This window comes from Streptomyces spongiicola (assembly GCF_003122365.1).
Lineage (GTDB): Bacteria > Actinomycetota > Actinomycetes > Streptomycetales > Streptomycetaceae > Streptomyces > Streptomyces spongiicola.
This window is the reverse complement of sequence record NZ_CP029254.1, coordinates 4,781,307-4,803,504: the sequence shown is the minus strand read 5'-3', so window position 1 is coordinate 4,803,504 and position 22,198 is coordinate 4,781,307. Positions and strand designations below refer to the sequence as shown.

Sequence of the window (22,198 nt, the reverse complement as noted above, 5' to 3'; positions counted from 1 at the left end):
ACCGGCCTCGGCCACCGCCACCACCACCGCCACCGGTCTCGGGCGCACGCCACCGCCACCGGCCTCGGCCACCGCCACCACCACCGCCACCGGCCTCGGGCGCACGGCGCCGCGTCGCGGTGGGACGGGCCCCACCGGCGGGCCCCACCGGTGGGCAGTACCGGTGGGCGATACCGGGGTGCGATATCAGGGACGGGCCAGGGTCGGGACCGCTGCCGCACGCGGCGGCGGCCCGTCACCATGGAGGCATGACTCAGCCGACCGCCCCGCCGACCGCGCCGCCGCCGGAGCACCGGCCGCCGCCCGCGCTGCTGCGCCGGACCGCGCGGCACAAGGTCGCCGGCGGCGTCTGCGGCGGGCTCGGCCGGTACTGCGAAGTGGACCCGGTGATCTTCCGTATCGCCGTGGGAGTGCTGTCGGCGACCGGCGGCATCGGCCTGATCTTCTACGGCTTCGCCTGGCTGCTGATCCCGCTGGAGGGCGAGGAGGAGAACGAGGCACGGCGCGCCCTGTCCGGCCGGGTCGACGGGGCAGCCCTGGTGGCCGTGCTGCTGGCGCTGCTCGGCTGCGGGCTGTTCCTCTCGATGCTGGGCAACGACGGGACGCTGGCGTTCTCCGCGCTGCTGTCGCTCGCCGTCGCGGGCGCCGCCGTGTGGTCGCGGCGGCGTACCGCGGCCGCCCCGGAGGGCGGGACGCCGGACGGGGCGAGCGCGCACACCGTGGCGGAGGCCCCGCCGGAAGCCAAGGCGCCCCCCACTCCCGACAGCCCCTCCTGGTGGCGCGATCCCATCGTCAAGGACGGCACCACCGGGCCGGTGGCGACCGGCTATCTGTGGGGCCCGCCGGACGCGTCAGCGGGCGCCGCGCCGCTCCCCCGCGACCGGCGGGCCGCAACCGCGGCGCCCCGGGCCCACGGCCCCCACGGCCCCCACGGCGTCACCGGGATCGCCGGGATCGCCGGGATCGTCTTCCTGCTGGCTCTGCTCGCGGGCGGACTCGGCACCGGGCTGTCCTGGGAGTCGCAGCCGCTCGGCACCAGCCTGCAGATCGGGCTGGCCTGCGCGCTGGCCGTGTTCGGGCTCGGCCTGGCGACGGGCAGTCTCCTCGGCCGGATCGGCTTCGGCACGATCCTGCTGTCCCTGGTCACGGCCGGGCTGCTGGTGGGCGCCTCGCTGCTGCCCGAGGAGATCGACACGCGGTGGGTACGGGCGGAGTGGCGGCCCGCGACGGCCGCCGCCGTCGCCCCGCGGTACGAGCTGGGCTCGGGCATGGCCACGCTCGACCTGAGCCGGGTGGCCGTGCCGCCGCAACGCACGGTGAGCACCGCGGCGGAGGTCGGGGCGGGCCGGCTGCGGGTGGTGCTGCCCGGTGACGCCGTGGTGCGGATCCGGGCGCACGCGGGGATCGGTGACGTCCGGCTGCCGGGGGATCCGGTGGACGAGGTGGACGTCGCCCCGGACGGCAGCCGCACACGTACGCTCGCTCCGCCACCCGGCGCGGGGCCCGCGGGTACGCTCGACCTCGATCTGGCGGTCGCGCTCGGAGAGGTGGAGGTCACCCGTGCTGCGCCATGAGTTCCGTCCCGGCAGGCTGATAGCGGGCGCCGCGGCCCTGGGGACCGCGGCCGCCTATCTGGGGGGCGCCGCCGGGGCCTGGCGGATTCCGTGGTTCACCGCCCTGCCGGTGATGTCCGGCGGTCTGGCCCTGGCCGCGGTCGCCACCGCCGTCCACTACCGGCTGCGTCGGCGCCGTTCCGCGACGGCCGCGTCCAGCGAGAACACGGAGGCCCCGGCGAGCACCAGCGGCAGCCAGGCGATCAGGTAGGCCAGGTCGTTTCCGTAGTAGTACGGCTCGGTCTGCCAGCTGACGGTCAGCCACAGGCTCAGCGAGATCAGCGCGCCGCCGAGGGCGGCCGGCCGGGCGAGCAGGCCCAGCAGGGTACCCAGGCCGACGGCCAGTTCGCCGAAGGCCATCGCATAGCCGAAGCCCTCGGGGCTCTTCAGGGCCATGTCCACGAGTGCGGGGACGGCGGAGGTGTTCCGCACACTACTCATCAGCTCGCCGATCGAGCCGGTCCCGGTCGCCGAGAGGAACGCGCTGTCGAAGAGCTTGTCCAGCCCCGCGTAGACGAAGGTCACTCCGAGGAACAGCCGCAGCGGCAGAAGCGCGTACTGCGCCGTGCGCTCCCTCCGGTCGGTGCTCACGTCGTCGGACGCGTAGGTCGCCGTCGTCCGGTCCACATGCGTCATCGTCGCCTCCGTGTCTCACCCGGCTGGGACGATTGTCCCCACGTCCCGTCTCCGCGAATACGGGGGCGACGGCCGTACGGCTCAGCCCGGTCTGCCGTACGGCCGAGCGCTGTCAGTCGACGACGTCGACGGCCACCCGGTTCGACTCGGCGCCCGCCGCCGTCACGACCTGCACCTCGACCCGGCCGGGCTCGACCTCGGCCGGCACCGGGACGGTGATGCTCGTATCACTGGGGCTGGTGAATCCGCCGGGGACCGGGACCAGCGGCACATGGACGTGCACGGCACCGATCCGGACGGTCATCAGAGCCAGCCGGTCGGGGCTCCCGGCACCGGGTGGCACGAACCCGGCGCCCCGGATCTCGATGTCGTCCCCGATGCGCACGGGGCCGTCGAGACCGCCGGGCTCCCGGGCCCGCACGACGGACAGGACGACCGGGCGGCCGCCCTCCGCGTACTTCCCGGCGAGGTAGACCGCCGCGGAGACCAGGACCAGCGCGGTCAGGCCCCACGGCAGCTCCGGCAGCCGGTCCGGCCGGCGGGCGAGCAGCACCGCCGCGCACACCAGGGCGACGGCGCCGACGAGCACGTACTGCGCGTCCGGGAAGCTGCCGCGACCGGCGTCATCGCAGACCAGGTCCGCGGGGCGGGGCCGGTCCGCCCCCACCTTCTGCAGCCGCTGGGTGATGATGCGCACGGCGACCACACGGCGCACCACGACCGCGATCAGGCAGACGACGGCCACGACGGTGAGCAGTCCGGCCCCCTGGGCGAGGCCGAGCCCGGCGGGCGCGGAAGCGGCGAGCCGGAAGGCCAGGAACAGCACGGCGTAGGCGGCGAACAGCACCCACACGGCGGCCACGGCCCGGGAGGTCGACAGCCGGTTGTCCTCGCCGACGAGCGGTGCGAGCAGCCCGCCGTGCGCCCGGTGGAGCCGGGCGGCGGCCGTCAGCAGCCCGGCGAGGCAGGCCGCGGCGGCGAGTCCCGCGGTGCGCGCCACGGACCAGCCGGAGTCGATCGCGGTCACGGTCTGCGCCAGGAGCAGCAGCACGACCCCGCCCCACAGCACCAGCAGGGTGCGCCGCCAGACCCGGGCGAGCCATGACTCGCCCGCGGCCCGGCTGCGCTCGGCGACGACCCGGGCCGACTCGGTCAGCTCGTCGGAGATCCACTGGCGGGTCCCTCCCGCGGAGGAGGCGACCTGGGCGGGCAGCCCCCGCCCCCCGGCGAGTTCGTCCCGCCTGGCCAGGAACCGGGCGACGGCCCTCCGGTGTCCCTCACGTCGGCCGTGCGGGCAGTCGCCGCAGGTGCAGCCGCCTCCGTGCACGCTCTGTCCCGCATCCTGCACCGCCACGGCGACGCACCCTTCCCCGGTAGGCGGCTTCGGCAACCACCTTGCAATTCAAAGGAATTGTGCCGTACCGGCGGTGCCGCGCACGCACCGGTGACCCGATGGGAGGGTGATTTACGCACGATCGAATTGACGTACGACGATATGGGTCAGGAACGGCTGCGGCGGTCCCGCCACACGGGCGCCGGTCCCAACAACACCTCGGGATGCGCCGACCGGCCGCCCGCGGCGCACACCCGGCACATCACCGGGGAGAATGCGCCCATCACTTGGTGACGCGGTGAAGGCTGTCGGAGGTGGACGCCGGTCCGCCCTGGCGGCGAACCGGCTTTCCCCGCCCTGCTCCGCAGCAGCTTCGTTCCCCTCCCCCGGCTGAAGCCGAGGGTGTCCACGAAGGAGAACCCGATGACGCACCCCATCACGCACCCGACCTCCCCGCTCGTCGAACTACTCGGCCTGGAACCGCACATCGAGGGCGGATGGTTCCGCGAGACATGGCGTACGGAGGGCTCGACCGCCCCGCCCGGCTATCCCGGCGAGCGCGCCTACGCCACCGGGATCTACTTCCTGCTCCACCCGGGCGAACGTTCCCGCCCGCACCGGGTCCGCTCCGACGAGGTGTGGCTCTGGCACCGCGGCGGACCGCTCCGGCTGTCCCTGGCCGGCACCGGCGAGGGGCCCGACCGCTCCACCACGCCCCTGGTCCTGGGCCCCGGCGTCGAATCCGGTGAACGGCCCCAACTGCTGGTCCCGGCGGGCACCTGGCAGTCGGCCGAACCGGCGGGCGACGAACCGGTCCTGGTGAGCTGCGTGGTATCGCCGGGCTTCCACTTCGAGGACTTCACGCTGGAGGAGGGGTGAGCGGCGGGCGCGTGGCTCCGCCGTGACGGCCGGGCTCAGAGGCGGTCGATTTCCGCGAGGTCGATGTCGATGCCGAAGGGGACGGAGACCTTGAGCCGGTCGCGGAACGTGCCGCCCGGCACATATACGCGCCTCTCCTCGTCGAGTTCGAAGACATGGACCACCGGCCGTTCGTCGGCGGCCATCTCGACGCGCCAGAAGTAGGGGATGCCCGCGCCCGCATACTTGTGCGGCTTGGTGTCGGTGTCACGCGCCTCGGAGTCCGGCGAGACCACCTCGACCGCCAGCAGCACGTCCCTGACCTGGAAGTAGGTCTGCTCCCGGCTCCGCGCGGCGGCGGCCCGGACCACCGAGACGTCGGGCTCGGGTCCGTTGCGCCCGTCGACCACGACGGTCATCTCCCGGACGACCCTCAGCTCGGGCGGCGCCGTGCTCCGCAGACCCTGCACCAGCAGGTCTATCGCGAGGCTGTGGAAACAGCACTGCGGACTCACGAAGACCAGGGTCCCGTCGATCAACTCGGTGTGCGGCGGGAGGTCGGGCAGGGTGAGCAGGTCCTCCACGGTGTAGCCCTCTCGCGGTGGCACCGGCCAGTGGTGCGAGATCTCCGCGCTCACGAGTGCTCCCATGGGCGTGAGTCTGGTACGTGCGATCAGACGACCCGGCGGAAACGCCGATGCCGCCGCTCAAACGAATGAGCGACGGCGTCGGGTTGACTCACAGAAGATCGACTCACGAAGGCCCGGTCCGCGAAGGCCCGGTCCGCGAAGGCCCGGCCCGCGGAGGGCGGTCAGGTCACTCCCACTCGATGGTGCCCGGCGGCTTCGACGTCACATCGAGGACGACGCGGTTGACGTCGGCGACCTCGTTGGTGATGCGGGTCGAGATCTTCGCCAGCACGTCGTAGGGCATGCGCGTCCAGTCCGCCGTCATCGCGTCCTCGGACGACACCGGGCGGAGCACGATCGGGTGGCCGTAGGTGCGGCCGTCGCCCTGCACCCCGACGGAGCGGACATCGGCGAGCAGCACCACCGGGCACTGCCAGATGTCGCGGTCGAGGCCGGCGGCGGTCAGCTCCTCGCGGGCGATGGCGTCGGCCTCGCGCAGCAGGTCCAGGCGCTCCCTGGTGACCTCGCCGACGATGCGGATGCCGAGTCCCGGGCCCGGGAAGGGCTGCCGCTGGACGATCTCCTCCGGCAGGCCCAGTTCCTGGCCGACCATCCGGACCTCGTCCTTGAACAGCTTCCGCAGCGGCTCGATCAGCTCGAACTCGAGGTCCTCGGGGAGGCCGCCGACGTTGTGGTGCGACTTGATGTTCGCGGTGCCCGTACCGCCGCCGGACTCCACCACGTCCGGGTAGAGGGTGCCCTGTACGAGGAACTGCACCGGCTGCCCGCCGTGTTCACCGGCCTCGGCGACGATCTCGGCCTGCGCCTGCTCGAAGACCCGGATGAACTCCCGGCCGATGATCTTCCGCTTCTCCTCGGGGTCGGAGACCCCGGCGAGCGCGTCGAGGAAGCGCTGCTCGGCGTCGACGACCTTCAGCGAGACGCCGGTCGCGGCGACGAAGTCCTTCTCGACCTGCTCGGTCTCGCCCTTGCGCATCAGGCCGTGGTCGACGTAGACGCAGGTCAGCTGGGAGCCGATGGCCTTCTGCACCAGCGCGGCCGCGACGGCGGAGTCGACGCCGCCGGACAGTCCGCAGATGGCGCGTTTGTCGCCGACCTGCTCGCGGATCGCGGCGACCTGCTCCTCGATCACATTGCCGGTCGTCCAGTTCGGCTCGATGCCGGCACCGCGGTAGAGGAAGTGCTCCAGCACCTGCTGGCCGTAGGTGGAGTGCATCACCTCGGGGTGGTGCTGGACGCCGTAGAGCTTCTTCTCGTCGTTCTCGAACGCGGCCACGGGCACGACGGCCGTGGACGCGGTGACGGTGAAGCCCTCGGGGGCGGCGGAGCAGGCGTCGCCGTGCGACATCCAGACCTGCTGCTCGGCCGGGGTGCCCTCGAAGAGCGTGGAGCCGGCCTTGCTGACGTGCAGGTCGGTGCGGCCGTACTCACGGGCGCCGGAGTTGTCGACGGTGCCGCCGAGCGCCTGCGCCATCAGCTGGAACCCGTAGCACATGCCGAACACGGGTACTCCCGCCTCGAACAGCGCGCGGTCCAGGCGCGGGGCGCCCTCCGCGTACACGGAGGACGGGCCGCCGGAGAGCACGATCGCCGCGGGCCTCCTGGCCAGCATCTCCTGCACCGGCATGGTGGACGGGACGATCTCGCTGTAGACCCGCGCCTCACGGACGCGGCGGGCGATGAGCTGGGCGTACTGTGCGCCGAAGTCGACAACGAGGACCACGTCCGGGGTCGTGTCCGGGTTGGTGACGTCGGGCGCGGCAGCGGGAGACGCTGATGACACTACGGCGGCCTTCCGGCGGTGGGAGGAGGGGGCTCTGTCCGTCGATTCTACCGGCGCCGGGCGGCGCCCCCCGTCTCAGCATCCGAGCCCGCGTTGGCCCCGCCGGGGCAGCAGGGCCATACTTCCCCCATGCGCAAGCACACGACCTTCGTCTTTACCTATGGCAACCGGCCCGCCGGCTGCCGTGGTCGTGCCGCTTGAGCAACTGACAAGCGACTTCCCAGGCGCCCCGGGCCGGCAAGGCCCGGGGCGTCCTGTCGTTTCCGGGTCCGGCCGTTCCGGGGCACCCGCACCCCGAGGAGCCCCTGTGCCCGCCACCGACACCGCAGCCCGTCCGGACGCCGCCACTCGCCCGGACACCGCCACCCGCGCCGACGACGCCACCCGCCCCGACACCGGCGCCCGTCCCGACACCGGCGCCCGCACCGACGACGCCGCGGACCTGATCACCGGCGCCCGTGAGCGCATCGACGCCCTCGACGAACGGATCATCGGGCTGATCCGGGAACGGACGGCCGTCTCGGCCGCCATCCAGGAGGCCCGGATCACGTCCGGGGGCCGCCGGGTGAACCTCTCCCGCGAGATGGAGGTGCTCGGCCGCTACCGGGACGCACTCGGCAAGCCGGGGACCGCGCTGGCCATGACGCTGCTGGAGTTGTGCCGAGGCCGCGTCTGACCGGTGCGGGTCACCGCGCCCGCGCGGCGCGCGCGTCGCCGAGGCGCTGTTCTCGGTGCGGTTGTCCGACCGCGCCCGTGCCCGCGCGGCGCGCGCCTGGCCTCCGGGCCGTGCCGGTTCGAGTCCGGCTCCGCGCCCGCGCCCGCGCGGCGCGCGCGAACCGGAAGCGTGCAATCCGACGTGGCAGGCCCTACCTCACCGCGCCCGGGCAGCAGCGCCCCGCCGGCCCGCCCGAGTTCAGCCGGCCGGCGGCCCAGCCGCAGTACGGGTACCCGTCCGGCCCGCCGGCGCCTCCCGGCTTCCCGCAGGCCGTCCCGGCTCCTCCGCAGCAGCCGCTGAGCGCCGGTGACGACGACTGGATGCTCTCCCCGCCCCCGCCCCCGCAGCCGCACGCCCAGCAGCCGCATGCCCAGCAGCGGCCCGGGGGGCAGCAGCACCCGGCGCCCCCGCCGCAGCAGAGTCCCTACGAGCCCGCCGGCTTGTTTGGACTGCACGCAGCACTTGCTGTAGGCGCTCCCGAAGTCGGCGAGCGATTTTACATAAGATAAATCGTTGACCTGTCGAATGGCTCAACGGCGCGGCTTCGGCGGGAGAGGGCGCAACAAAATTTGTTGCGCTCGCGACCAGTACCAGGAGGAGGGCGGCTGTCGCGTTACTGGCTGCCATCCTCGTCGAAAAAACTTCCCAGAGAGAGTGCTGGCCAGCACGTTCGGCGCGGTCCATGTCGGCGGCCATGATGATCGGCAGCGGGTTCTCCATGTCGAGCAGTTGTGCCAGGCGCAGACACATTTCGTTGTCCATTGTTCGCGCGCCGCTGCGGTATTGGCTGACGGCGTTTTGCTTTACACCCAGCAGCTTGGCGAGTGCCGTGTCGTTCTTCAGGCCGTGCCGCGCGATCGCGTCATCTAAGTATTTTTCAACTCTCATTTAAGCGCCTCCCGCTTGACTTATTACGATGCGTGATGATAATCATGCCATGTGATGAATCACGTAATGTGATTACGCCGAAATATACCCGGTTAACCCGGGTGGGGGGGTAAACGATGCAGCAGAGGGATCACCGGCAGCTGGACCTGATTGGCGACGTGCTCCACCCGCACGGTGCGCAGCTGGCCATCGTGATGGCTGCCGTTCTGCGCGGCGCCTGCTGCCTGCAATCGCGTCCTGCGATGCATCGCATTGATGACCTTCTCAAGAACTCGCGCCAGGCCGAGCTGGCGAACTGGTATCGCCGCGAGGGCGCACGCTGATGCGCGTCCGTCCTACCCCGTCTCGTCATCTTGATCGCACTGGCATTGCGTATGGAGTTCATGGGCCGGCGCTCGCACGCGAGAACGGCATGGCGGCCGACCGGGCCGAGCGGAGCGAGGCTGGGCGGCCGACAGGCCGTTCCCCGGGTCCGGTAAAACCCGGGGAAAGTCCCGAACGCAAGGCAGGTGCGATCGTGGACTGGTTCAAGTTCACGTTCCTGCCCGACGGCAGCATCAGCGACGCCCTGGAGCAGCTGCGCAGGTACTTCCAGCTGGTGTTCTCGGTGCCGGTGACGATGAAGCCTGCGGGCAAAGGGTTCCGCCGGTATGAGTTCAGCTACGACCTGCTGGCGTTCATCAACGGCGAGACGATGAAGCTCGGGATCGTTGCCTGTGGCGGCGAGCACGTTGGCGGCACGATCCTGGTGGACTGGCCGGGGCAGGGCTGCACCGCGATTGGCGACTGGCAAGCCGTCTACGCGATGGTGCAGGACCTCGACGCGCGGATCACGCGTTGCGACCTTGCGATGGACTTCTGCCAGGGCGAGGTGAGCATCGCGCAGATGGAAGAGCTGTACTACGCCGGCGACTTCAACGCGGGCGGGCGTATTCCGACGTATCGCAAGATCGAGAGCGGCGTAGCGGGCAGCAAGGGCTGTCGCGGTACGACGTTCGAGATTGGCCGTCGGGCGAACGGCAAGATGTTGCGGGCTTACGAGAAGGGCCGCCAGCTCGGCAATCAGGATAGCGAGTGGGTGCGTCTGGAGATCGAGTTTGGAGCCAAGGATCGCGTGATCCCGCACGAGATTCTCATCAAGCGCGACCAGTACTTCGCTGGTGCGTACAAGGCCCTGGAGGCCTTCATGGCTGCGGATCCGCAGCGCGTTCCTACTGACCAGGTCAAGGCCTTGGAGCTTCAGGACGAGACCATCCGCGAACGCAAGCTCAAGCACATCCAGACGCAGTTCGGCCCCACGGTCGATTACGAGCTGCGCTGCACAGAGGAAGACATCGCCGCGCTGGTTGTCGCGATACGCCGTCAGGGCGTACCGGCTCAGCTGCATAAATCCGCCCTGGCGAGGCACGTGTACGGCACGCACGATCCAGTGCCGAAACCTGAGGAGTGAAACCATGGAAATGATTGCACGCGTGACCATCCGGGGCGCCAAGACGTGGGTTGGCAACATGGATGGCAAGCAGCTGGACACCGGGAAGATCTACACGGATGTGGAGCTGCGTGGCGAAGACTCGAAGGGCACCTGCACGCAGGAGCTGAAGTGCGAGAGCTCTGCGGTTGTGAAGGCGATCATCCACAACCCGTTCCCGTTCATCGCGGAAGTCTCGATGGTCGAGACGAGCAACGGCAAGGATAAGGGCGGTCAGAAGGTCGTCACGAGCATCAAGCCGCTGCAGCGTGCCGAGGCCGAGCCCAAGAAGGCGTGATGCGTTCCCTGGCTCTGGGAGTTGAACGGCCCGGAGCTTTTCTCAACCTCCATCTCAAGGAGAAAACCATGTTCAAGAGCATCAAGAGCAAGGCGGCTGCTGTTGCCGCGGGTACCGTCGCACTGGCCGGTTCGGCGATGGCTGCGGTGCCGACCGACGTTGCTACCGCCATGTCCGATTCGAAGGCGGACACCGCCACGCTGGCGGGCCTGGCGCTGATCATCGTGATCGGCATTGCGACGTTCAAGTACATGCGTCGGAGCGTGTGATGGCTGCTGACGGCGCGTTGGTGGGCGCACGGTGCTTTGCCGATGTGGGCATGGCCACGGACGCCTACTACAGCGCCGTCGCTCCGTCGCAGACACCTGGGGCAGTCACCTATCTGTCTGAGTTCGTCAAGACGACGGGCGGGTGGGTGCTGCGGCGGTACCAGGTGGGCAGTGATGGGAGCGTCGGCACGCTGACCGATGCGTCGTTGCCGTCGCTGTCGTTTCCGGCATGTGACCCGCAAGAGAGCTTCAAGGATGGCATGACGATGGGGTGGGGCGTCGTTGCCGCGATGGTGGCGGCCTGGGCGCTGGTGGTGATGAAAAAGGGGCTGTGATGCTCGCGATCGATTTCTGGCTCTGGGCCGGATTCCTGCTGCCGGTTCTGCCGGCAGTAATCATTTTCAGGGGGGTGTGATGCGCGTGCTCGTGCTGCTGCTCTGCTGGTGGGCGTCGTCCGCGTGGGCTTCGACCATCCCGTTGATTCCGCCGCCGAACATCGTGTTGACGGGGACTGGGTATGTCACGACTGGTGCTGTGACGCTGTCTGAAGTTGCGACGGCTACCGAGATGCGTGCCGCGGTTGGCGCAGGTGCCGCCACGATCGCCGCAACGATGACGGTGGGTGAAGGGGCTGCTGCTGTTGCGCTTGCCGCGCTTCGTGCGATGCCCGCGATTGCGACTGCAACAACGTTGGCGTACTTGGCGCAGATCGGCATCCAGAAGTGCTTGGATGGTACGTGGTGCACGTCGAAGCTGAGTGCGAATTCGGGCGACCTTGGTTTCAACGGCTATCAGTGGCGTTCGTGCGCTGGCTATTTTGATAGCCCTATAGCTGCTGGACAGGCATGTATTGCTACGCATTCTGATGCTGTTTTTGCGGGGTGTAGGCAGGGGGCATCGGTTGAGTCGTACGTCTGTACTGCCAATGATTCCAACGGGAGTTTTTCGTTTGACGCTGGTGTTTCGCGGCAATCGACGTGTGTGACCGGCTATGTTGTGACCGATGGTGCGTGCAAGTCCGATCCCAATGCGCCGAAGCAGGGGGCGTCGGATGCTGATTGGAATAAGGCGTTGACGTATCCGCTGCCCGCTGCTGTTGCTAGCGATATGTCCGCAGCTAAGGTGCCGATTCCGGTGAAACTCACGCCGTCCACCACTCCAGTCAACGTCAATCTGAGCGACCCATACGTTGATCCCGTTACAGGTAAGCGTTATCGCGATGTTGCTACGGTCACGCCAAATTCCGATGGCAAGACAGCCACGTTGACGACAGGTAAGCAGGAGGTGGATGCGAACGGCAATCCGGCGACGGATCCGGCGACTGGTAACGGCAAGGCTCCGGAGAAGCAGGACGACCAGTGCTCGGGCCATGAGACGCGCATGGGTTGTATCGAGCAAGGCGAGATACCGGATGGTCCCGATCTCAAGGAGCAGCAGGTCAACGTGAAGGTCACGCCGGACAGCGGTTGGGGCGCAGATACCGCACCGTGTCCGTCTGATCTAACCGCGTCCATTCACGGCATGCCGATCTCTTGGTCGCTCAAACCGGTCTGTGACGGTGCTGACATGTTCCGCCCGGTCATCATCGCGTGCGCATGGTTGGGCGCTGCGCTGATCGTCATCGGCGTAGGCCGTAAAGGGGAAGAATGATGCCGCTCGCCGGCTTTCTCATGGCCCTCGTTGGGCCACTCGCGCGTCAGCTACTGGTGTCGCTCGGGATCGGTCTGATCACCTATGTCGGGTTGGATGCGGCGGTGAGCGCTGCCCTGGGCGCGGCCAAGAGTAGTCTGGCCGGCATGCCTGCCGTTGCTGCGGCCATCCTGGCGCGGGGCGGTGTCTTTACCGGGCTGTCGATCATCGCCGGCGGCATCACCGCGCGCATCTCCATGATCACTCTGAAGCGGCTGGGCAAGCTGACATGAGCGCAACGCAACCGATCACGCTGATCACGGCGACGCCTGGTGGCGGGAAGACCGCGTTGGCGGTCCAGATGATGAAGGCAGCCGTCGACCAGGGGCGTCCGCTCTTCGTCATGGGCATCCCGGAGCTGAAGCTGCCGTATATCCCGACGCCGGCGGTTTCGGACTGGACGGAGCTGCGCGAAGACCCTGAAAACCCAGGGATGATGCTGCCGTACTTCACCTTCCCGCCGAACTCGCTGATCGTGCTGGATGAGGCGCAGCGGGTGTTTCGCGTCCGCACGGCCGGGTCTAAGGTGCCTGACCACGTGGCGGCGTTTGAGACGGTGCGGCATACCGGCGTGACGTTTGTTCTGATCACGCAGAACCCGACGTTCCTGGACAGTCATATCCGCAAGCTGGTGGGGCAGCATGTCCACCTGCGGGACGCTGGCTTGCTCGGACGCTGGTACTACGAATGGCCGGAGTGCGCGAACCCGGAGACGTTCAACACTGCGCCGATCAAGAAGAAGTGGAGCCTGCCGAAGTCCAGCTTTGGCCTGTACAAGTCCTCCAGTCTGCACATCAAGCGCAAGTACACCGTGCCGCCTGTGCTGATGCTGTTCATCGCCTGCGTGCTGATCGCGGCGTTCCTGGCGTACCGGGTCTACTACCGTACCGGCCAGTTGACGACGGCGACTCCGGCTAAGCCTGTTGCGGCCGAGCAGGGCAGGGGCGGTGTGGCGTCAGCTCCAGCGGTAGCGGTCAAGGCGGGTCCGTCCGCCGCGGCGACGGACGGGGCGGAGATCCTCGCGGCGTTTGTCCCTGCTGTCTCTGGCCGGCCTGAGACAGCGCCGGCCTATGCGCAGTTGCGCCAGATTCGGTCGATGCCGACGGTGATCGGCGGTGCCTGCACGTCGACCAGGTGCACGTGCTACACGGCCCAAGGCACGGATGCCGGCCTCGATGACATGCAGTGTCGGGAGTGGATCAGAAAGCCGCCGTTTGACCCCTACCGCGAGCCACAAGCGGCGCAGGAGCCAATTTCGGCGCAGCTGGCCCCTGCGACCGCCCAGCCAGAAAAAACGGCTCCAAAGCCCGCTGAGGGCGTCTAGCGCCGGGGCTGCTCGCGAAATTCCCGTTACGAACTAAATTGTAACGATAATTGAATTTTCGTTACCAGTAACGTAAAATGGAATCATCAAATCGGGAGCCGAATATGCGTGACGTAACGGATAATGTGACGGTCGATCTGCCGGGGATGGAGCAAAAGCGCGGCCGTGGTCGTCCACGCAAGGCGCACGCCATGACCAATGCGGAGCGTCAGGCAGCCTTCCGGGCTCGCCGCAAGGCTGAACAGCCCTCCGATCGGAGCGTTACGGTAACGAAAAAGGTTGCTGAGGTGGACGCCTATGACGATTGCCAGGAACAGGTTGACGCCTTGCGCTTTGAGCTGGCGGAGACAGTGCAGGCGCATAACCAGGTGGTCGCGCAGCTCGATGAGGTTCGCCGTGAGAAGGACATTGCTTGGCGCGGGATGCGTGAGCAGCGTGACAAGGCCGAAGAACTGGGTCGCGAGGTCCTTCAGTTGAAGAAGCGGCTGCTGCAGGAAAAATCCGTTACGCCGAGTAACGGAAATCCGGTCTCGTTCGCCGCGATGGTGGATCTGCTTTCGCAGGCGGCCAAGGCACGCTCGAAGTCTGCTCTGCTGGATATCCGCGAGGGCATATCCTGGAAGGATGGTGTTGTTGGCAACACGAAGGTGACCGATAACCAGCTCGCGCAGTTGATTGCCGCGATGACGCGGCGGCAGGCGTAACACATAACGTAAAATGGCGTGGTTATCAGAGGGAGCGCGTCATGGGAACGAGCTACGAAGTGGACGTGGTGGCGTGGGCCAGGGAGCAGGCGGCACTGTTGCGGTCCGGCAAGCTTTCAGACATCGACATTCGGCACATCGCGGAGGAGATTGAGGACGTGGGCAAGAGCGAACAGCGGGAGTTGGCAAGCCGCATGGCGGTACTGCTGGCGCATTTGCTCAAGTGGCAATATCAGCCGGGTCGTCGGGGTTCGAGCTGGCAGCGCACGGTCAAGGAGCAGCGTCGCGCAATTCTGGCGCGGCTGCATCGGACGCCCAGCCTGCAGCCGATGTTGGCTGATCCGGATTGGAAGGAAGAGATCTGGGCGGATGCGGTCTCGGCGGCCGTGGACGAGACTGGCCTGGACGTGTTCCCCGAGCAGTGGCCGTGGACGCCCGAGCAGGTTCTGTCGCCGGAGTTCTATCCGGAGTAACGAAAAGGTAACGAAAAATATAAAGGCCGTGCGGATCGCCGGCCTTTTTTGCGTCCAGCGTCGGGAGTGTCCGCGCCGTAGTCGGAGCCGCTAGGGGGCCCCTCTGGGGACATGGGAGAGTTGACCAGGTGCAGGACGGTTGACGCCCGGAGGGCGCCTGGCGGGACCGAGCAGCGGGTATGACCAGGTACGTACATACAGGGCCGCCCACATACAAACACCCCCTTTCCTGCAAGCCAGCTTTCGAAACGCTTACGATCTTCGGTTGCGCTGGCTGTGGCGGATCGCTTCGCGTGCCGATGCTACGCTGCTCAGAACAACCAAAATCGGCAGTGTCAGACGACGAACTGAAGGCCCGTAGCCGATCTCCAGAATCCTGCCCCGCACCAACGTGGGAATATCCGCCCACGCCTTCGTCGTCACCTCACCGGCAACATGCACCAAACCGGTAGTGACCAACGTCTCCACAGCAACCCGGGAAGACGGATCCTCCCGCAACAACGCATCGAGGATGGTGTCACTGATCTGGTCAGCGATCTTGTCAGGATGACCCTCGGTCACGGACTCCGAGGTGAACAGCCGTTTCGTCATGGGGCGCATGAGATCCGCGGCCACCGTCGGCCCGCAAGCGGACTTGGCCGAGTGTCGGAAGCGGCGGCGGATCCGGTGATGCTTGAACACGTCGGTCCGGTGCCCGCTGCTCCGCCGCGCGGGCCGAGTTGGTGAAGTCGCCGTGCGACGACGAGGCCTGTTGCCGTGGGCTTCGGCACGTGATGTGATCGGCGCCGTCCTGCCCGGCCGGGGCCCCGTCCGGCCGCTGCCGGGCTCCCCTCCCGTGGCGGGAGGGCGTACCGCGCTCCGATGCCTGCGCGGCCCACCCGCCACGGGAGTACAGGGCTTCTGACGTTTCGGAAGGATTGCTGGCCACCTGGCGGGCGCGGGCGGGACACGGACCGCGGCGGCCGCCGCGGGGAGGGATGACGCATGGCCAGAAGACGTTCCGTGGTGGTGGCGGGCGGCGGGATCGGGGGCCTCGCGGCGGCCGCGGGCCTGGCCGTCCGCGGCATCGACGTCACCGTCGTGGAACGGGCGGGGCGGATCGGAGCCGGTGGTTCCGGGCTGGTGATCTACTCGAACGGGGTGAGGGCCGCTGACGCGTTGAGCGAGCGGCTCGGCGGCCGGATCCGGGCCGCCGGCCATGTCACCGGGCCCGGCGAGGTCCGCGTGCTGATGGACGCCGAGGGCACGGTGCTCGCCGAGGAGCAGATCGGCGCCGCTGCCGAGGCGCTGGGCGCCCCGCAGGTCCCCGTGCTGCGCTCCGCCCTGCACCGGGTGCTTCTCGACGAGGCGCTCACCGCGGGGGTGGCCGTGCGTCTGGCGACGGCCGTCACGGACTACACGCCGGTCGGCGACTCGGTCACCGTGCAGCTGTCGGACGGGGAGACGGTCGACAGCGAGGCCCTGGTGGGCGCGGACGGGATCCACTCGGCGGTCCGGGCGCGGATGCTGGGTGACGGTCCTCCGCAGTACCGCGGCTACACGTCGGTGCGGGGGTGCACCCGCGGCTCCGTCCTCGGGCAGCGCGGCCATGTCGTGAACGGTCACGGCATCCGGCTGCTCATCGCCCCGGTCGGCGGGGACGCCCTGTACTGGACCGCCGAGATCACCGCTCCGCCCGGGGTGTGGCCCGCCCTGAGCGCGGCCGGGGCCCGAAGCGCCCTGCTCGAGGCCCTGGACGGCTGGTACGGGCCCGTCGTCGACCTGGTGGCGGGTGCCGAACCCGAGGACCTCGTCATCACCGACATCCACGACCGCGACCCCGTCCCGGGCTGGGTGGACGGACGGGTCGTACTGCTCGGCGACGCCGCGCACCCGATGGTCCCGGCCCTGGGCCAGGGCGCCAACATGGCACTGGAGGACGCGGCCGTGCTCGCCGAGGTGCTGGCGTCGTCGGCCGACGTCCCGGGCGCCCTCGCCGCGTACGCGGCGGAGCGGACGGACCGGGCGGCTGCGGTGGTGCTCGCCTCGCGCCGTCTGGGCGCGCTGGACCCCGGCGCGGACCGCCCGGGCGCGGAACGGCGCGGCACGTGGACGAAGTCCGCGGGCCGCCAGGACACGGCGCTCGCCGACGTCCTCGGCTGGCGGCCGCGTCCCCGGCGTCCGGCCCGGACCGGGCAACCGGGTCCGACGACCACCGTCAGTACGGAGAAGGGGGACACCGCCATGAGACCGCCGCACATCGTGCTGATCAGCGGATCGCTGCGCACGGGATCGACCTCGGACCAGGTGGCGCAGTGGTGTGCCCGCCGGTGTGCCGAACAGGGTGCAACGACACGTGTTTTCACCGGTGCGGAGGTCGATTTCCCGGCGTACCGGCCGGGTCTGGCCGAGACGCACGAGGGCGCGGCCGCCCTCCTCGGCGAACTGCGCTCCGCCGACGGCGTGATCCTGGTGTCGCCGACGTATCACGCGTCCGTGTCGGGGCTGCTGAAGAACGCCCTGGACTACGTCAACGACATGGGCGGTCCGCTGCCGTATCTGGAGGGGCGCGCGATCGGCACGGTCGCGGTGGGCGCGGGCGCGCAGGGCGCGGTCTCGACGCTGACCACGCTCCGCACGGTCGGACACGCGCTGCGCGGCTGGCCGACGCCGGTGGGGGTGGCCGTCGCCCAGGTGCCGGCGGAGCCGTCCGCGGGCGGTGCGGAGCCCGGTACCGACGCGGCGCGGCTGATCGAGATGGTGTCCCAGGCGGTGTGGCTGGGCAGGGCCCGGAGCGCTGCCCGTACGCCGGTGCTGGGGGCCGTCGCCTGAGTCCCGCCGCGGATACCGCCGGGGGCAGGTGGGCCGGGGCCGCCGGGCGGCGAGGTGTCAGGCGGCCGCCGCCAGGCGGTCGGCGGCGGCCCAGGCGCGGAGGCGTACGCGATCGTGCTTGCCGGTTGAGGTGCGTGGCAGGGCGGTCATGACGCGGACGGTGCGCGGGCGTACGTGCGGCGGGAGCCGGTGGCGGCACGCGGCGGTGACGCGGCCGGCCACGGCTGCCGGGTCGCCGTCCGGGCTCTCCACGAACGCCCAGACGGTGTCGCCCCGGTCGCCCTGGCGGACACCGACGACGGCGGCGTCGGCCACACCGGCCGCCGTGCGCACCGCGTCCTCGACGAGGGCGGGGGCGACCGTCTCGCCGTGGACGACGAGGACCTCTTTCACGCGGCCGCCGACGGTGAGACGTCCGTCGGCCGTGAGTGCGCCGGTGTCCCCGGTGCGCAGCCATCCGTCCGGCGTGAACGCGGTGCGGTCGAGGGTGCCGCGGACCGGGTCGAGGTAGCCGAGCATCAGGCTCGGGCTGTCGATCTCGATCTCGCGGGCGGGACCGGTCACCCGGGCGCGGACCCCGTCGAGGGGCCGCCCGACGGTGCCGGGACACAGGTCGCCGGGGGCGTTGAGGGCGACGTTCGGACCGGCTTCGCTGAGCCCGTAGCCGTCGTGCAGGGGCGCGCCGGTGGCCGTGAGGAAGTCGCCGTACAGGGCGGGTGTGAGGACGTCGCCGCCGCAGCCGCGGATCCGGGGGCCGGCCAGCAGCCGGGCCGTCTCGGGGTCCCTGACCGCCTCGGCCGCCAGCATCCGGTACATGGTGGGCACGCCGTCCAGTGAGGTGATGCCCTCGGTTGCGAGGCGGGAGAGCAGGCCGCGCAGGTGGAATCCGGACTCGGCGTACAGTTGCGCGCCGGTGGACCGCCACACCCGCAGGACGCTGTGGCCGTAGGCGTGGCGCAGCGGCAGCGGGAGCAGCAGCCGGTCGCCGGCGGTGACCCCCATCCGGGCTGCGGTGGCCAGGCCCTGATGGGCGAGGGCGGCGGCGGACACGGCGACCGCCTTGGGGTCGCCGGAGCTGCCGGAGGTCCAGAAGACGGCAGCGGTCTCCTCGGGGAGGTCCAGCGGCCTCGCTCGCGTGCCGGTGACGACGGGCTCCCCGGAGGTGGAGGTGCGCACGACGGCCGCCGGGGCGATGCGGCGGGCGGGGGCCGGGCCGTCGAGCAGCAGGGGCGCGCCGACGGCGTCCGCGGCAAGCGCGGTGACGACGGCGGTCAGCGGGTGGTCGCAGGCGAGCGCGGCGGCCCGGCCGGGCCGGGCTCCGGTCGCGGCGAGTTCTCGGGCGGTACGGGTCGCCAGCCGGGCCAGGTGGGAGGGCGGGACGTGCGCCCCGTCGACGGTCAGGCGCGGTAGTGGGGGCGTTCCCGGGCGTCGGGTCACGCCGCGGCTCCGGCGGGTGGGGTGGTGGCGAACACACGGCGGACACCGACGGGCACGTCGGCGTCGCGGACCGGGACCGTGAGGACGGTGACGCGTCCCTCGGCGTGGGTCTTGGCCGCGTCGTCAAGGGCGTTGGCGAGGTCCTCGGCTGAGGTGCAGCGGGCGGTGCGGCCGCCGAGAGCGCGGACGGCGGCCGCGGTGTGCGCCGGGGCGGTGAAGCGGGTGAGTGTGTCGGGTGCCCCCTCCTCGGCGCGCACGAAGCGGGGCCAGCCGTAGCCGCCGTTGTCCAGGACCAGGACGGTCAGGCCGAGGCCCTCTTCGACGGCGGTGGGCAGCGCGGCCAGGCCCATCTCGAGCGCGCCGTCGCCGCAGACGAGGACGGTGCGCCGGGAGGGGTCCGCGAGCGCCGCGCCGACGGCGGCCGGCAGCCCGAAGCCGACCATGGTCTGCTCGCCGGGGGTGATGACGCGGGCCCGCGCGCCGACGGACACCACGGGGTGGTGGTAGGCCCACATGTCGTGCAGGCCGTTCTCCTGGACGAGGGTGGCGTCGCGTCCGACCGCCTCCTGGAGCAGGCGCAGCGCCTCGGGAGCGGTCAGCCCCCCGCCGTCCGGGGCGTCCGGGTCATCCGGGGCGGCGGGTGCGAGGTGGCGGGTGTGCATCTGCGCGCGTACGGAGGCCACTTCGGCCAGGCGGGCGGCGCCTGCCTCGGTCGCGGCCGGCGGGTCCGCCTGGAGTTCGGCGGCGAGCTGACCGGCGACCACCGCGGCGTCGCCGAGCAGGGCGACCTCGGGTTCCAGGGCGGTGAAGAAGGCGGCCGGGTCGATGTCGACGTGCACGAGTGTCGTCTCCGCGAGGGCGTCCCAGCCCATGCGGGCGGTCTCCTCCAGTCGGGAGCCGATCGCGAGGACCGCGTCGGCTTCGGCGAGCAGGCCGTCCGCCGGGGGTGTGGTGTAGAGGCCCACCAGGCCGCAGGCCAGGGGGTGTTCCTCGTCGAGGACGCCTCGTCCGGCGGCGGTGGTGAAGACGGGTGCGCCCAGCAGTTCGGCCAGGCGCCGCAGGGCGGGGCCCGCGCCGGCGGGCTTGCAGCCGCCGCCGGCGACGACGACGGGCCGCCGGGCCGCGGCGAGCAGCCGGGCGGCCCGGCGCACCTCCTCGCTGTCGGCGGCGCAGCGCAGGCGGCGTACGGGCCGGGCGGGGCGGTGCTCGGGCGCCGGGCCTCGCAGCACCTCGTCGGCGATCTCCACCAGGACCACGCCGGGGCCTCCGTTGACCGCGAGGTGGACGGCCCGGCGCAGCGCCCAGGTCAGCTGCCGCGGGTCCTCCACGAGGACGTTCCACTTCGTCAGGGGGCCGGCCATGGCGGCCTGGTCGGTGTGCTGGAAGCCGCCGCGGCCGATGCCCAGGACGGGTACCCGGGTGGTGACGACGACGACCGGGGCACCCAGGGAGGACGCCTCCAGCAGGCCGGTGAGGGCGTTGGCGAAGCTCGGGCCGGAGGTGACGGCGAGGACGGCGGGCCGCCCGGAGACGGCCGCGTGGCCGATCACCGCGCAGGCCCCGGCCCGCTGGTCCCGCACCCGCAGGACCCGCAGGCCGGGCACGGACCGCGCCGCGTCCATCAGCCCGGGCTCGTCGGAGGGGAGGCCCACGACGACGTCGCACCCGGCGTCGGCGAGGGTAAGGGCGGCGACGTGCCAGGGACGGATGTCGCTCACGGCTGCTCCTCGGGGGGTGGTGGGGATGGTTCGGCCACCGGCCGGGCGGAGGGGGGATTCACGGACCGGGCGGGGGCGGGGGTTCATGGCTGGGCTCCGGCGCCCGCTCCGGCGGCCGCCTCGGCGGAGAGCAGCAGCGGGCGGCCGGTGGTGGTGCCGTGGCGGCGTACGGCGCCGGAGCGCGGGCCGTAGCCGCCGAACGGCCGGTTGCCGTCCTCGGCGTCGAAGGTGATCCGCTCCTCGCAGACGACGCTGGTCGCGATCCGGGCGGCTCCCGCGAGGGCCGGTTCGCCGAAGGTGGAGAGGTACATGCCGCGGGCGGTCTCCTCGGCGGAGTGCAGCCAGCCGGTGAGTTGCCGGGGATCGTCGTACTCCATCGTGAGGACGATCGGGGAGAAGAACTCCGGCGGGTGGAAGGCCTCCTGCCACGGCAGGTGCAGCAGTGTCGGCTGCACGGTGCCGAGGGCCGGGTCCACCCGCCCGCCGCGGACGGTGAACTCGCGGTGCCGGGTGAGGAACCGGGCCGCGCCCTCCACCGCGTCGGGGTAGACCAGCGGCGCGACCCTGGTGCCGGGGTCGCGGCGGTCGCCGACGGGGACGGCGGCCAGGGCGTCGGCGAGCCGCGGGACGACCTCGCGGGTGAGCGAGCGGTGGACGAAGACGATGTCGGTGCACAGGCAGTCCTGGCCCGCGTTGTACAGCCGGGAGTCGAGTACGGCGCGGCAGACCACGTCGGGGTCCGCCCCGGCGCCGGCGACCACCGGGTTGGGGCCGGATCCGAAGGTGAGCAGCAGGGTGTCGCCGGGCAGGTGGGCGGCGACCGTCTCGGCGTTGTCCGGCTTCCCGGTGAAGACCACGGCGTCGGAGCGTGCGCAGTCGGCGAGGAACTCCCTCTGCGTCGCGGGGGCCATGGTGATCCGTCCGCTGCCGCGGCCGCGCAGGTGCGGCTGGAGGATCTCGTGCACGCTCAGGGCTGCGGGCGCCACCCGGGCCGAGGGGCGGAGTAGCACCTCGTCGGCGTAGAGCGAGGGGATCACACCGAACAGGACGTAGGAGTAGAGCAGGTTGTTGGACGGCAGGAACGTCGCCAGCCGTCCGAGCCGGCGGGGGGCGTTGCGCAGCAGTTCCCACGGGGCACCGGACAGGGCGCGCAGCGACCGGAGGATCTCGTCGGTGGCGGCCTGGGCGGTGGCGACGCGGGTGAGGACCGAGAGCAGTTCGTTCCGGTGCCGGAGTACGGCGGCCGCGAGCCCGGGGACGAGGGTGTCCGCGGTGGCGGGGCGTCCCTGTGGCTGCTTCCGCCGGCGGGCGCGGCCGGGTGGGAATGCCGCCTCCGGCTCCGCCTCGATGACGTCGCTGAGCATGCGCGCACCACCCCCTTGCACCCGCCCTTGGCCCGGGCCTCGGTGAGGAAGCGTCGTCCACGTGGCGGTCCGCGCGCATCTCGGTTTGTGCGCATCCCGGTTCGTGCGGTCTTCGGAAGGTGGACGAACCGGGACAGCATTCTCGGAGAACGCCCGCCGGGGAGGCG

The 22,198-nt window shown here is 70.6% G+C and carries 23 protein-coding genes; 15 read left to right on the top strand and 8 right to left on the bottom strand.

Features of this window, described 5'->3' with window-relative positions:
- Positions 1-248 precede the first annotated feature (248 nt).
- Positions 249-1,574: a PspC domain-containing protein gene (locus DDQ41_RS21185; protein WP_109295890.1), complete on the top strand. Its 1,326-nt coding sequence runs from the start codon at positions 249-251 to the stop codon at positions 1,572-1,574.
- A 156-nt stretch (positions 1,575-1,730) separates the two neighbouring features.
- On the opposite strand, the gene DDQ41_RS21175 is transcribed toward DDQ41_RS21185, so the two are convergent.
- Complete coding sequence (locus DDQ41_RS21175) at positions 1,731-2,249, bottom strand: DoxX family protein (protein ID WP_109295888.1); 519 nt, start codon at positions 2,247-2,249, stop codon at positions 1,731-1,733.
- 112 nt (positions 2,250-2,361) lie between these two features.
- On the bottom strand, positions 2,362-3,603 hold the full coding sequence (locus tag DDQ41_RS21170; protein WP_373995481.1) for a hypothetical protein: 1,242 nt from the start codon (positions 3,601-3,603) through the stop codon (positions 2,362-2,364).
- 402 nt (positions 3,604-4,005) lie between these two features.
- Between DDQ41_RS21170 and DDQ41_RS21165 the strand changes: the two genes are divergently transcribed.
- Positions 4,006-4,461, top strand: coding sequence for a cupin domain-containing protein (locus tag DDQ41_RS21165; RefSeq protein ID WP_172607758.1), 456 nt, complete (start codon positions 4,006-4,008; stop codon positions 4,459-4,461).
- A 35-nt stretch (positions 4,462-4,496) separates the two neighbouring features.
- Here DDQ41_RS21165 and DDQ41_RS21160 read toward each other — a convergent pair whose 3' ends face one another.
- Together DDQ41_RS21160 and guaA are read right to left on the bottom strand one after the other, a co-directional pair.
- Positions 4,497-5,090: a Uma2 family endonuclease gene (locus DDQ41_RS21160; protein WP_109295887.1), complete on the bottom strand. Its 594-nt coding sequence runs from the start codon at positions 5,088-5,090 to the stop codon at positions 4,497-4,499.
- Between the two features lie 166 nt (positions 5,091-5,256).
- Complete coding sequence (gene guaA, locus DDQ41_RS21155; RefSeq protein WP_172607757.1) at positions 5,257-6,873, bottom strand: glutamine-hydrolyzing GMP synthase; 1,617 nt, start codon at positions 6,871-6,873, stop codon at positions 5,257-5,259.
- Positions 6,874-7,180: 307 nt separating this feature from the next.
- On the opposite strand from guaA, the gene DDQ41_RS21150 reads away from it, so the two are divergent.
- The 12 genes from DDQ41_RS21150 (at position 7,181) to DDQ41_RS21090 (ending at position 14,701) form a co-directional block, all read left to right on the top strand.
- Positions 7,181-7,549, top strand: coding sequence for a chorismate mutase (locus tag DDQ41_RS21150; RefSeq protein ID WP_109295885.1), 369 nt, complete (start codon positions 7,181-7,183; stop codon positions 7,547-7,549).
- A gap of 693 nt (positions 7,550-8,242) precedes the next feature.
- Complete coding sequence (locus DDQ41_RS31400) at positions 8,243-8,458, top strand: hypothetical protein (protein WP_162602715.1); 216 nt, start codon at positions 8,243-8,245, stop codon at positions 8,456-8,458.
- A gap of 134 nt (positions 8,459-8,592) precedes the next feature.
- Positions 8,593-8,799 (top strand): hypothetical protein, encoded by a 207-nt coding sequence (locus DDQ41_RS21135; protein WP_015984155.1) that lies wholly within the window; start codon positions 8,593-8,595, stop codon positions 8,797-8,799.
- A gap of 194 nt (positions 8,800-8,993) precedes the next feature.
- Positions 8,994-9,926, top strand: a complete 933-nt coding sequence (locus DDQ41_RS21130) for a replication initiation factor domain-containing protein (protein ID WP_111354837.1) — start codon at positions 8,994-8,996, stop codon at positions 9,924-9,926.
- 4 nt (positions 9,927-9,930) lie between these two features.
- Entirely contained in the window at positions 9,931-10,242 is a 312-nt protein-coding gene (locus DDQ41_RS21125) for a hypothetical protein (protein WP_010889944.1), read from the top strand.
- Between the two features lie 68 nt (positions 10,243-10,310).
- Positions 10,311-10,511, top strand: a complete 201-nt coding sequence (locus DDQ41_RS21120; RefSeq protein WP_063612215.1) for a major capsid protein — start codon at positions 10,311-10,313, stop codon at positions 10,509-10,511.
- Positions 10,511-10,846, top strand: coding sequence for a hypothetical protein (locus DDQ41_RS21115; RefSeq protein ID WP_010889942.1), 336 nt, complete (start codon positions 10,511-10,513; stop codon positions 10,844-10,846). Before DDQ41_RS21120 ends, DDQ41_RS21115 begins: the two co-directional genes overlap by 1 nt.
- A gap of 79 nt (positions 10,847-10,925) precedes the next feature.
- The gene (locus DDQ41_RS21110) at positions 10,926-12,161 is read left to right on the top strand and encodes a virulence factor TspB C-terminal domain-related protein (protein ID WP_071623619.1); all 1,236 of its coding nucleotides are present in this window, start codon (positions 10,926-10,928) and stop codon (positions 12,159-12,161) included.
- Positions 12,158-12,433 (top strand): DUF2523 family protein, encoded by a 276-nt coding sequence (locus DDQ41_RS21105; protein ID WP_015984160.1) that lies wholly within the window; start codon positions 12,158-12,160, stop codon positions 12,431-12,433. The genes DDQ41_RS21110 and DDQ41_RS21105 overlap by 4 nt, the downstream gene beginning before the upstream one ends.
- On the top strand, positions 12,430-13,524 hold the full coding sequence (locus tag DDQ41_RS21100) for a zonular occludens toxin domain-containing protein (RefSeq protein ID WP_064820707.1): 1,095 nt from the start codon (positions 12,430-12,432) through the stop codon (positions 13,522-13,524). Before DDQ41_RS21105 ends, DDQ41_RS21100 begins: the two co-directional genes overlap by 4 nt.
- Positions 13,525-13,628: 104 nt before the next feature.
- On the top strand, positions 13,629-14,228 hold the full coding sequence (locus tag DDQ41_RS21095; protein ID WP_223259741.1) for a hypothetical protein: 600 nt from the start codon (positions 13,629-13,631) through the stop codon (positions 14,226-14,228).
- A gap of 41 nt (positions 14,229-14,269) precedes the next feature.
- Positions 14,270-14,701, top strand: a complete 432-nt coding sequence (locus DDQ41_RS21090; protein WP_010889950.1) for a DUF29 domain-containing protein — start codon at positions 14,270-14,272, stop codon at positions 14,699-14,701.
- 252 nt (positions 14,702-14,953) lie between these two features.
- Here DDQ41_RS21090 and DDQ41_RS21080 read toward each other — a convergent pair whose 3' ends face one another.
- Positions 14,954-15,292, bottom strand: coding sequence for an S-adenosylmethionine synthetase N-terminal domain-containing protein (locus tag DDQ41_RS21080; protein ID WP_262508677.1), 339 nt, complete (start codon positions 15,290-15,292; stop codon positions 14,954-14,956).
- A 393-nt stretch (positions 15,293-15,685) separates the two neighbouring features.
- On the opposite strand from DDQ41_RS21080, the gene DDQ41_RS21075 reads away from it, so the two are divergent.
- Positions 15,686-17,512 (top strand): NAD(P)H-dependent oxidoreductase, encoded by a 1,827-nt coding sequence (locus DDQ41_RS21075; protein WP_109295883.1) that lies wholly within the window; start codon positions 15,686-15,688, stop codon positions 17,510-17,512.
- A 57-nt stretch (positions 17,513-17,569) separates the two neighbouring features.
- Here the strand turns inward: DDQ41_RS21075 and DDQ41_RS21070 are convergent, their stop codons facing one another.
- The 3 genes from DDQ41_RS21070 to DDQ41_RS21060 all read right to left on the bottom strand — a co-directional run bounded on the left by DDQ41_RS21070 (position 17,570) and on the right by DDQ41_RS21060 (position 22,031).
- Entirely contained in the window at positions 17,570-18,949 is a 1,380-nt protein-coding gene (locus DDQ41_RS21070) for a class I adenylate-forming enzyme family protein (protein WP_109295882.1), read from the bottom strand.
- Positions 18,946-20,667, bottom strand: coding sequence for a thiamine pyrophosphate-binding protein (locus DDQ41_RS21065; RefSeq protein ID WP_262508523.1), 1,722 nt, complete (start codon positions 20,665-20,667; stop codon positions 18,946-18,948). Before DDQ41_RS21065 ends, DDQ41_RS21070 begins: the two co-directional genes overlap by 4 nt.
- Before the next feature lie 83 nt (positions 20,668-20,750).
- Complete coding sequence (locus DDQ41_RS21060; RefSeq protein ID WP_109295880.1) at positions 20,751-22,031, bottom strand: aldehyde dehydrogenase family protein; 1,281 nt, start codon at positions 22,029-22,031, stop codon at positions 20,751-20,753.
- Positions 22,032-22,198: the final 167 nt, after the last annotated feature.

What these genes read in the sequence shown, in the direction of transcription:
- DDQ41_RS21165 (WP_172607758.1), top strand. Translation starts at nt 4,006, where the DNA reads ATGACGCACCCCATCACGCACCCGACCTCCCCGCTCGTCGAACTACTC.
- DDQ41_RS21125 (WP_010889944.1), top strand. Translation starts at nt 9,931, where the DNA reads ATGGAAATGATTGCACGCGTGACCATCCGGGGCGCCAAGACGTGGGTT.
- DDQ41_RS21090 (WP_010889950.1), top strand. Translation starts at nt 14,270, where the DNA reads ATGGGAACGAGCTACGAAGTGGACGTGGTGGCGTGGGCCAGGGAGCAG.
- DDQ41_RS21075 (WP_109295883.1), top strand. Translation starts at nt 15,686, where the DNA reads ATGGCCAGAAGACGTTCCGTGGTGGTGGCGGGCGGCGGGATCGGGGGC.
- DDQ41_RS21175 (WP_109295888.1), bottom strand. Translation starts at nt 2,249, where the DNA reads ATGACGCATGTGGACCGGACGACGGCGACCTACGCGTCCGACGACGTG.
- DDQ41_RS21160 (WP_109295887.1), bottom strand. Translation starts at nt 5,090, where the DNA reads ATGGGAGCACTCGTGAGCGCGGAGATCTCGCACCACTGGCCGGTGCCA.
- DDQ41_RS21080 (WP_262508677.1), bottom strand. Translation starts at nt 15,292, where the DNA reads ATGACGAAACGGCTGTTCACCTCGGAGTCCGTGACCGAGGGTCATCCT.
- DDQ41_RS21120 (WP_063612215.1), top strand. Translation starts at nt 10,311, where the DNA reads ATGTTCAAGAGCATCAAGAGCAAGGCGGCTGCTGTTGCCGCGGGTACC.
- DDQ41_RS21115 (WP_010889942.1), top strand. Translation starts at nt 10,511, where the DNA reads ATGGCTGCTGACGGCGCGTTGGTGGGCGCACGGTGCTTTGCCGATGTG.
- DDQ41_RS21110 (WP_071623619.1), top strand. Translation starts at nt 10,926, where the DNA reads ATGCGCGTGCTCGTGCTGCTGCTCTGCTGGTGGGCGTCGTCCGCGTGG.
- DDQ41_RS21060 (WP_109295880.1), bottom strand. Translation starts at nt 22,031, where the DNA reads ATGCTCAGCGACGTCATCGAGGCGGAGCCGGAGGCGGCATTCCCACCC.
- DDQ41_RS21095 (WP_223259741.1), top strand. Translation starts at nt 13,629, where the DNA reads ATGCGTGACGTAACGGATAATGTGACGGTCGATCTGCCGGGGATGGAG.
- DDQ41_RS21185 (WP_109295890.1), top strand. Translation starts at nt 249, where the DNA reads ATGACTCAGCCGACCGCCCCGCCGACCGCGCCGCCGCCGGAGCACCGG.
- DDQ41_RS21105 (WP_015984160.1), top strand. Translation starts at nt 12,158, where the DNA reads ATGATGCCGCTCGCCGGCTTTCTCATGGCCCTCGTTGGGCCACTCGCG.
- DDQ41_RS21135 (WP_015984155.1), top strand. Translation starts at nt 8,593, where the DNA reads ATGCAGCAGAGGGATCACCGGCAGCTGGACCTGATTGGCGACGTGCTC.
- DDQ41_RS21100 (WP_064820707.1), top strand. Translation starts at nt 12,430, where the DNA reads ATGAGCGCAACGCAACCGATCACGCTGATCACGGCGACGCCTGGTGGC.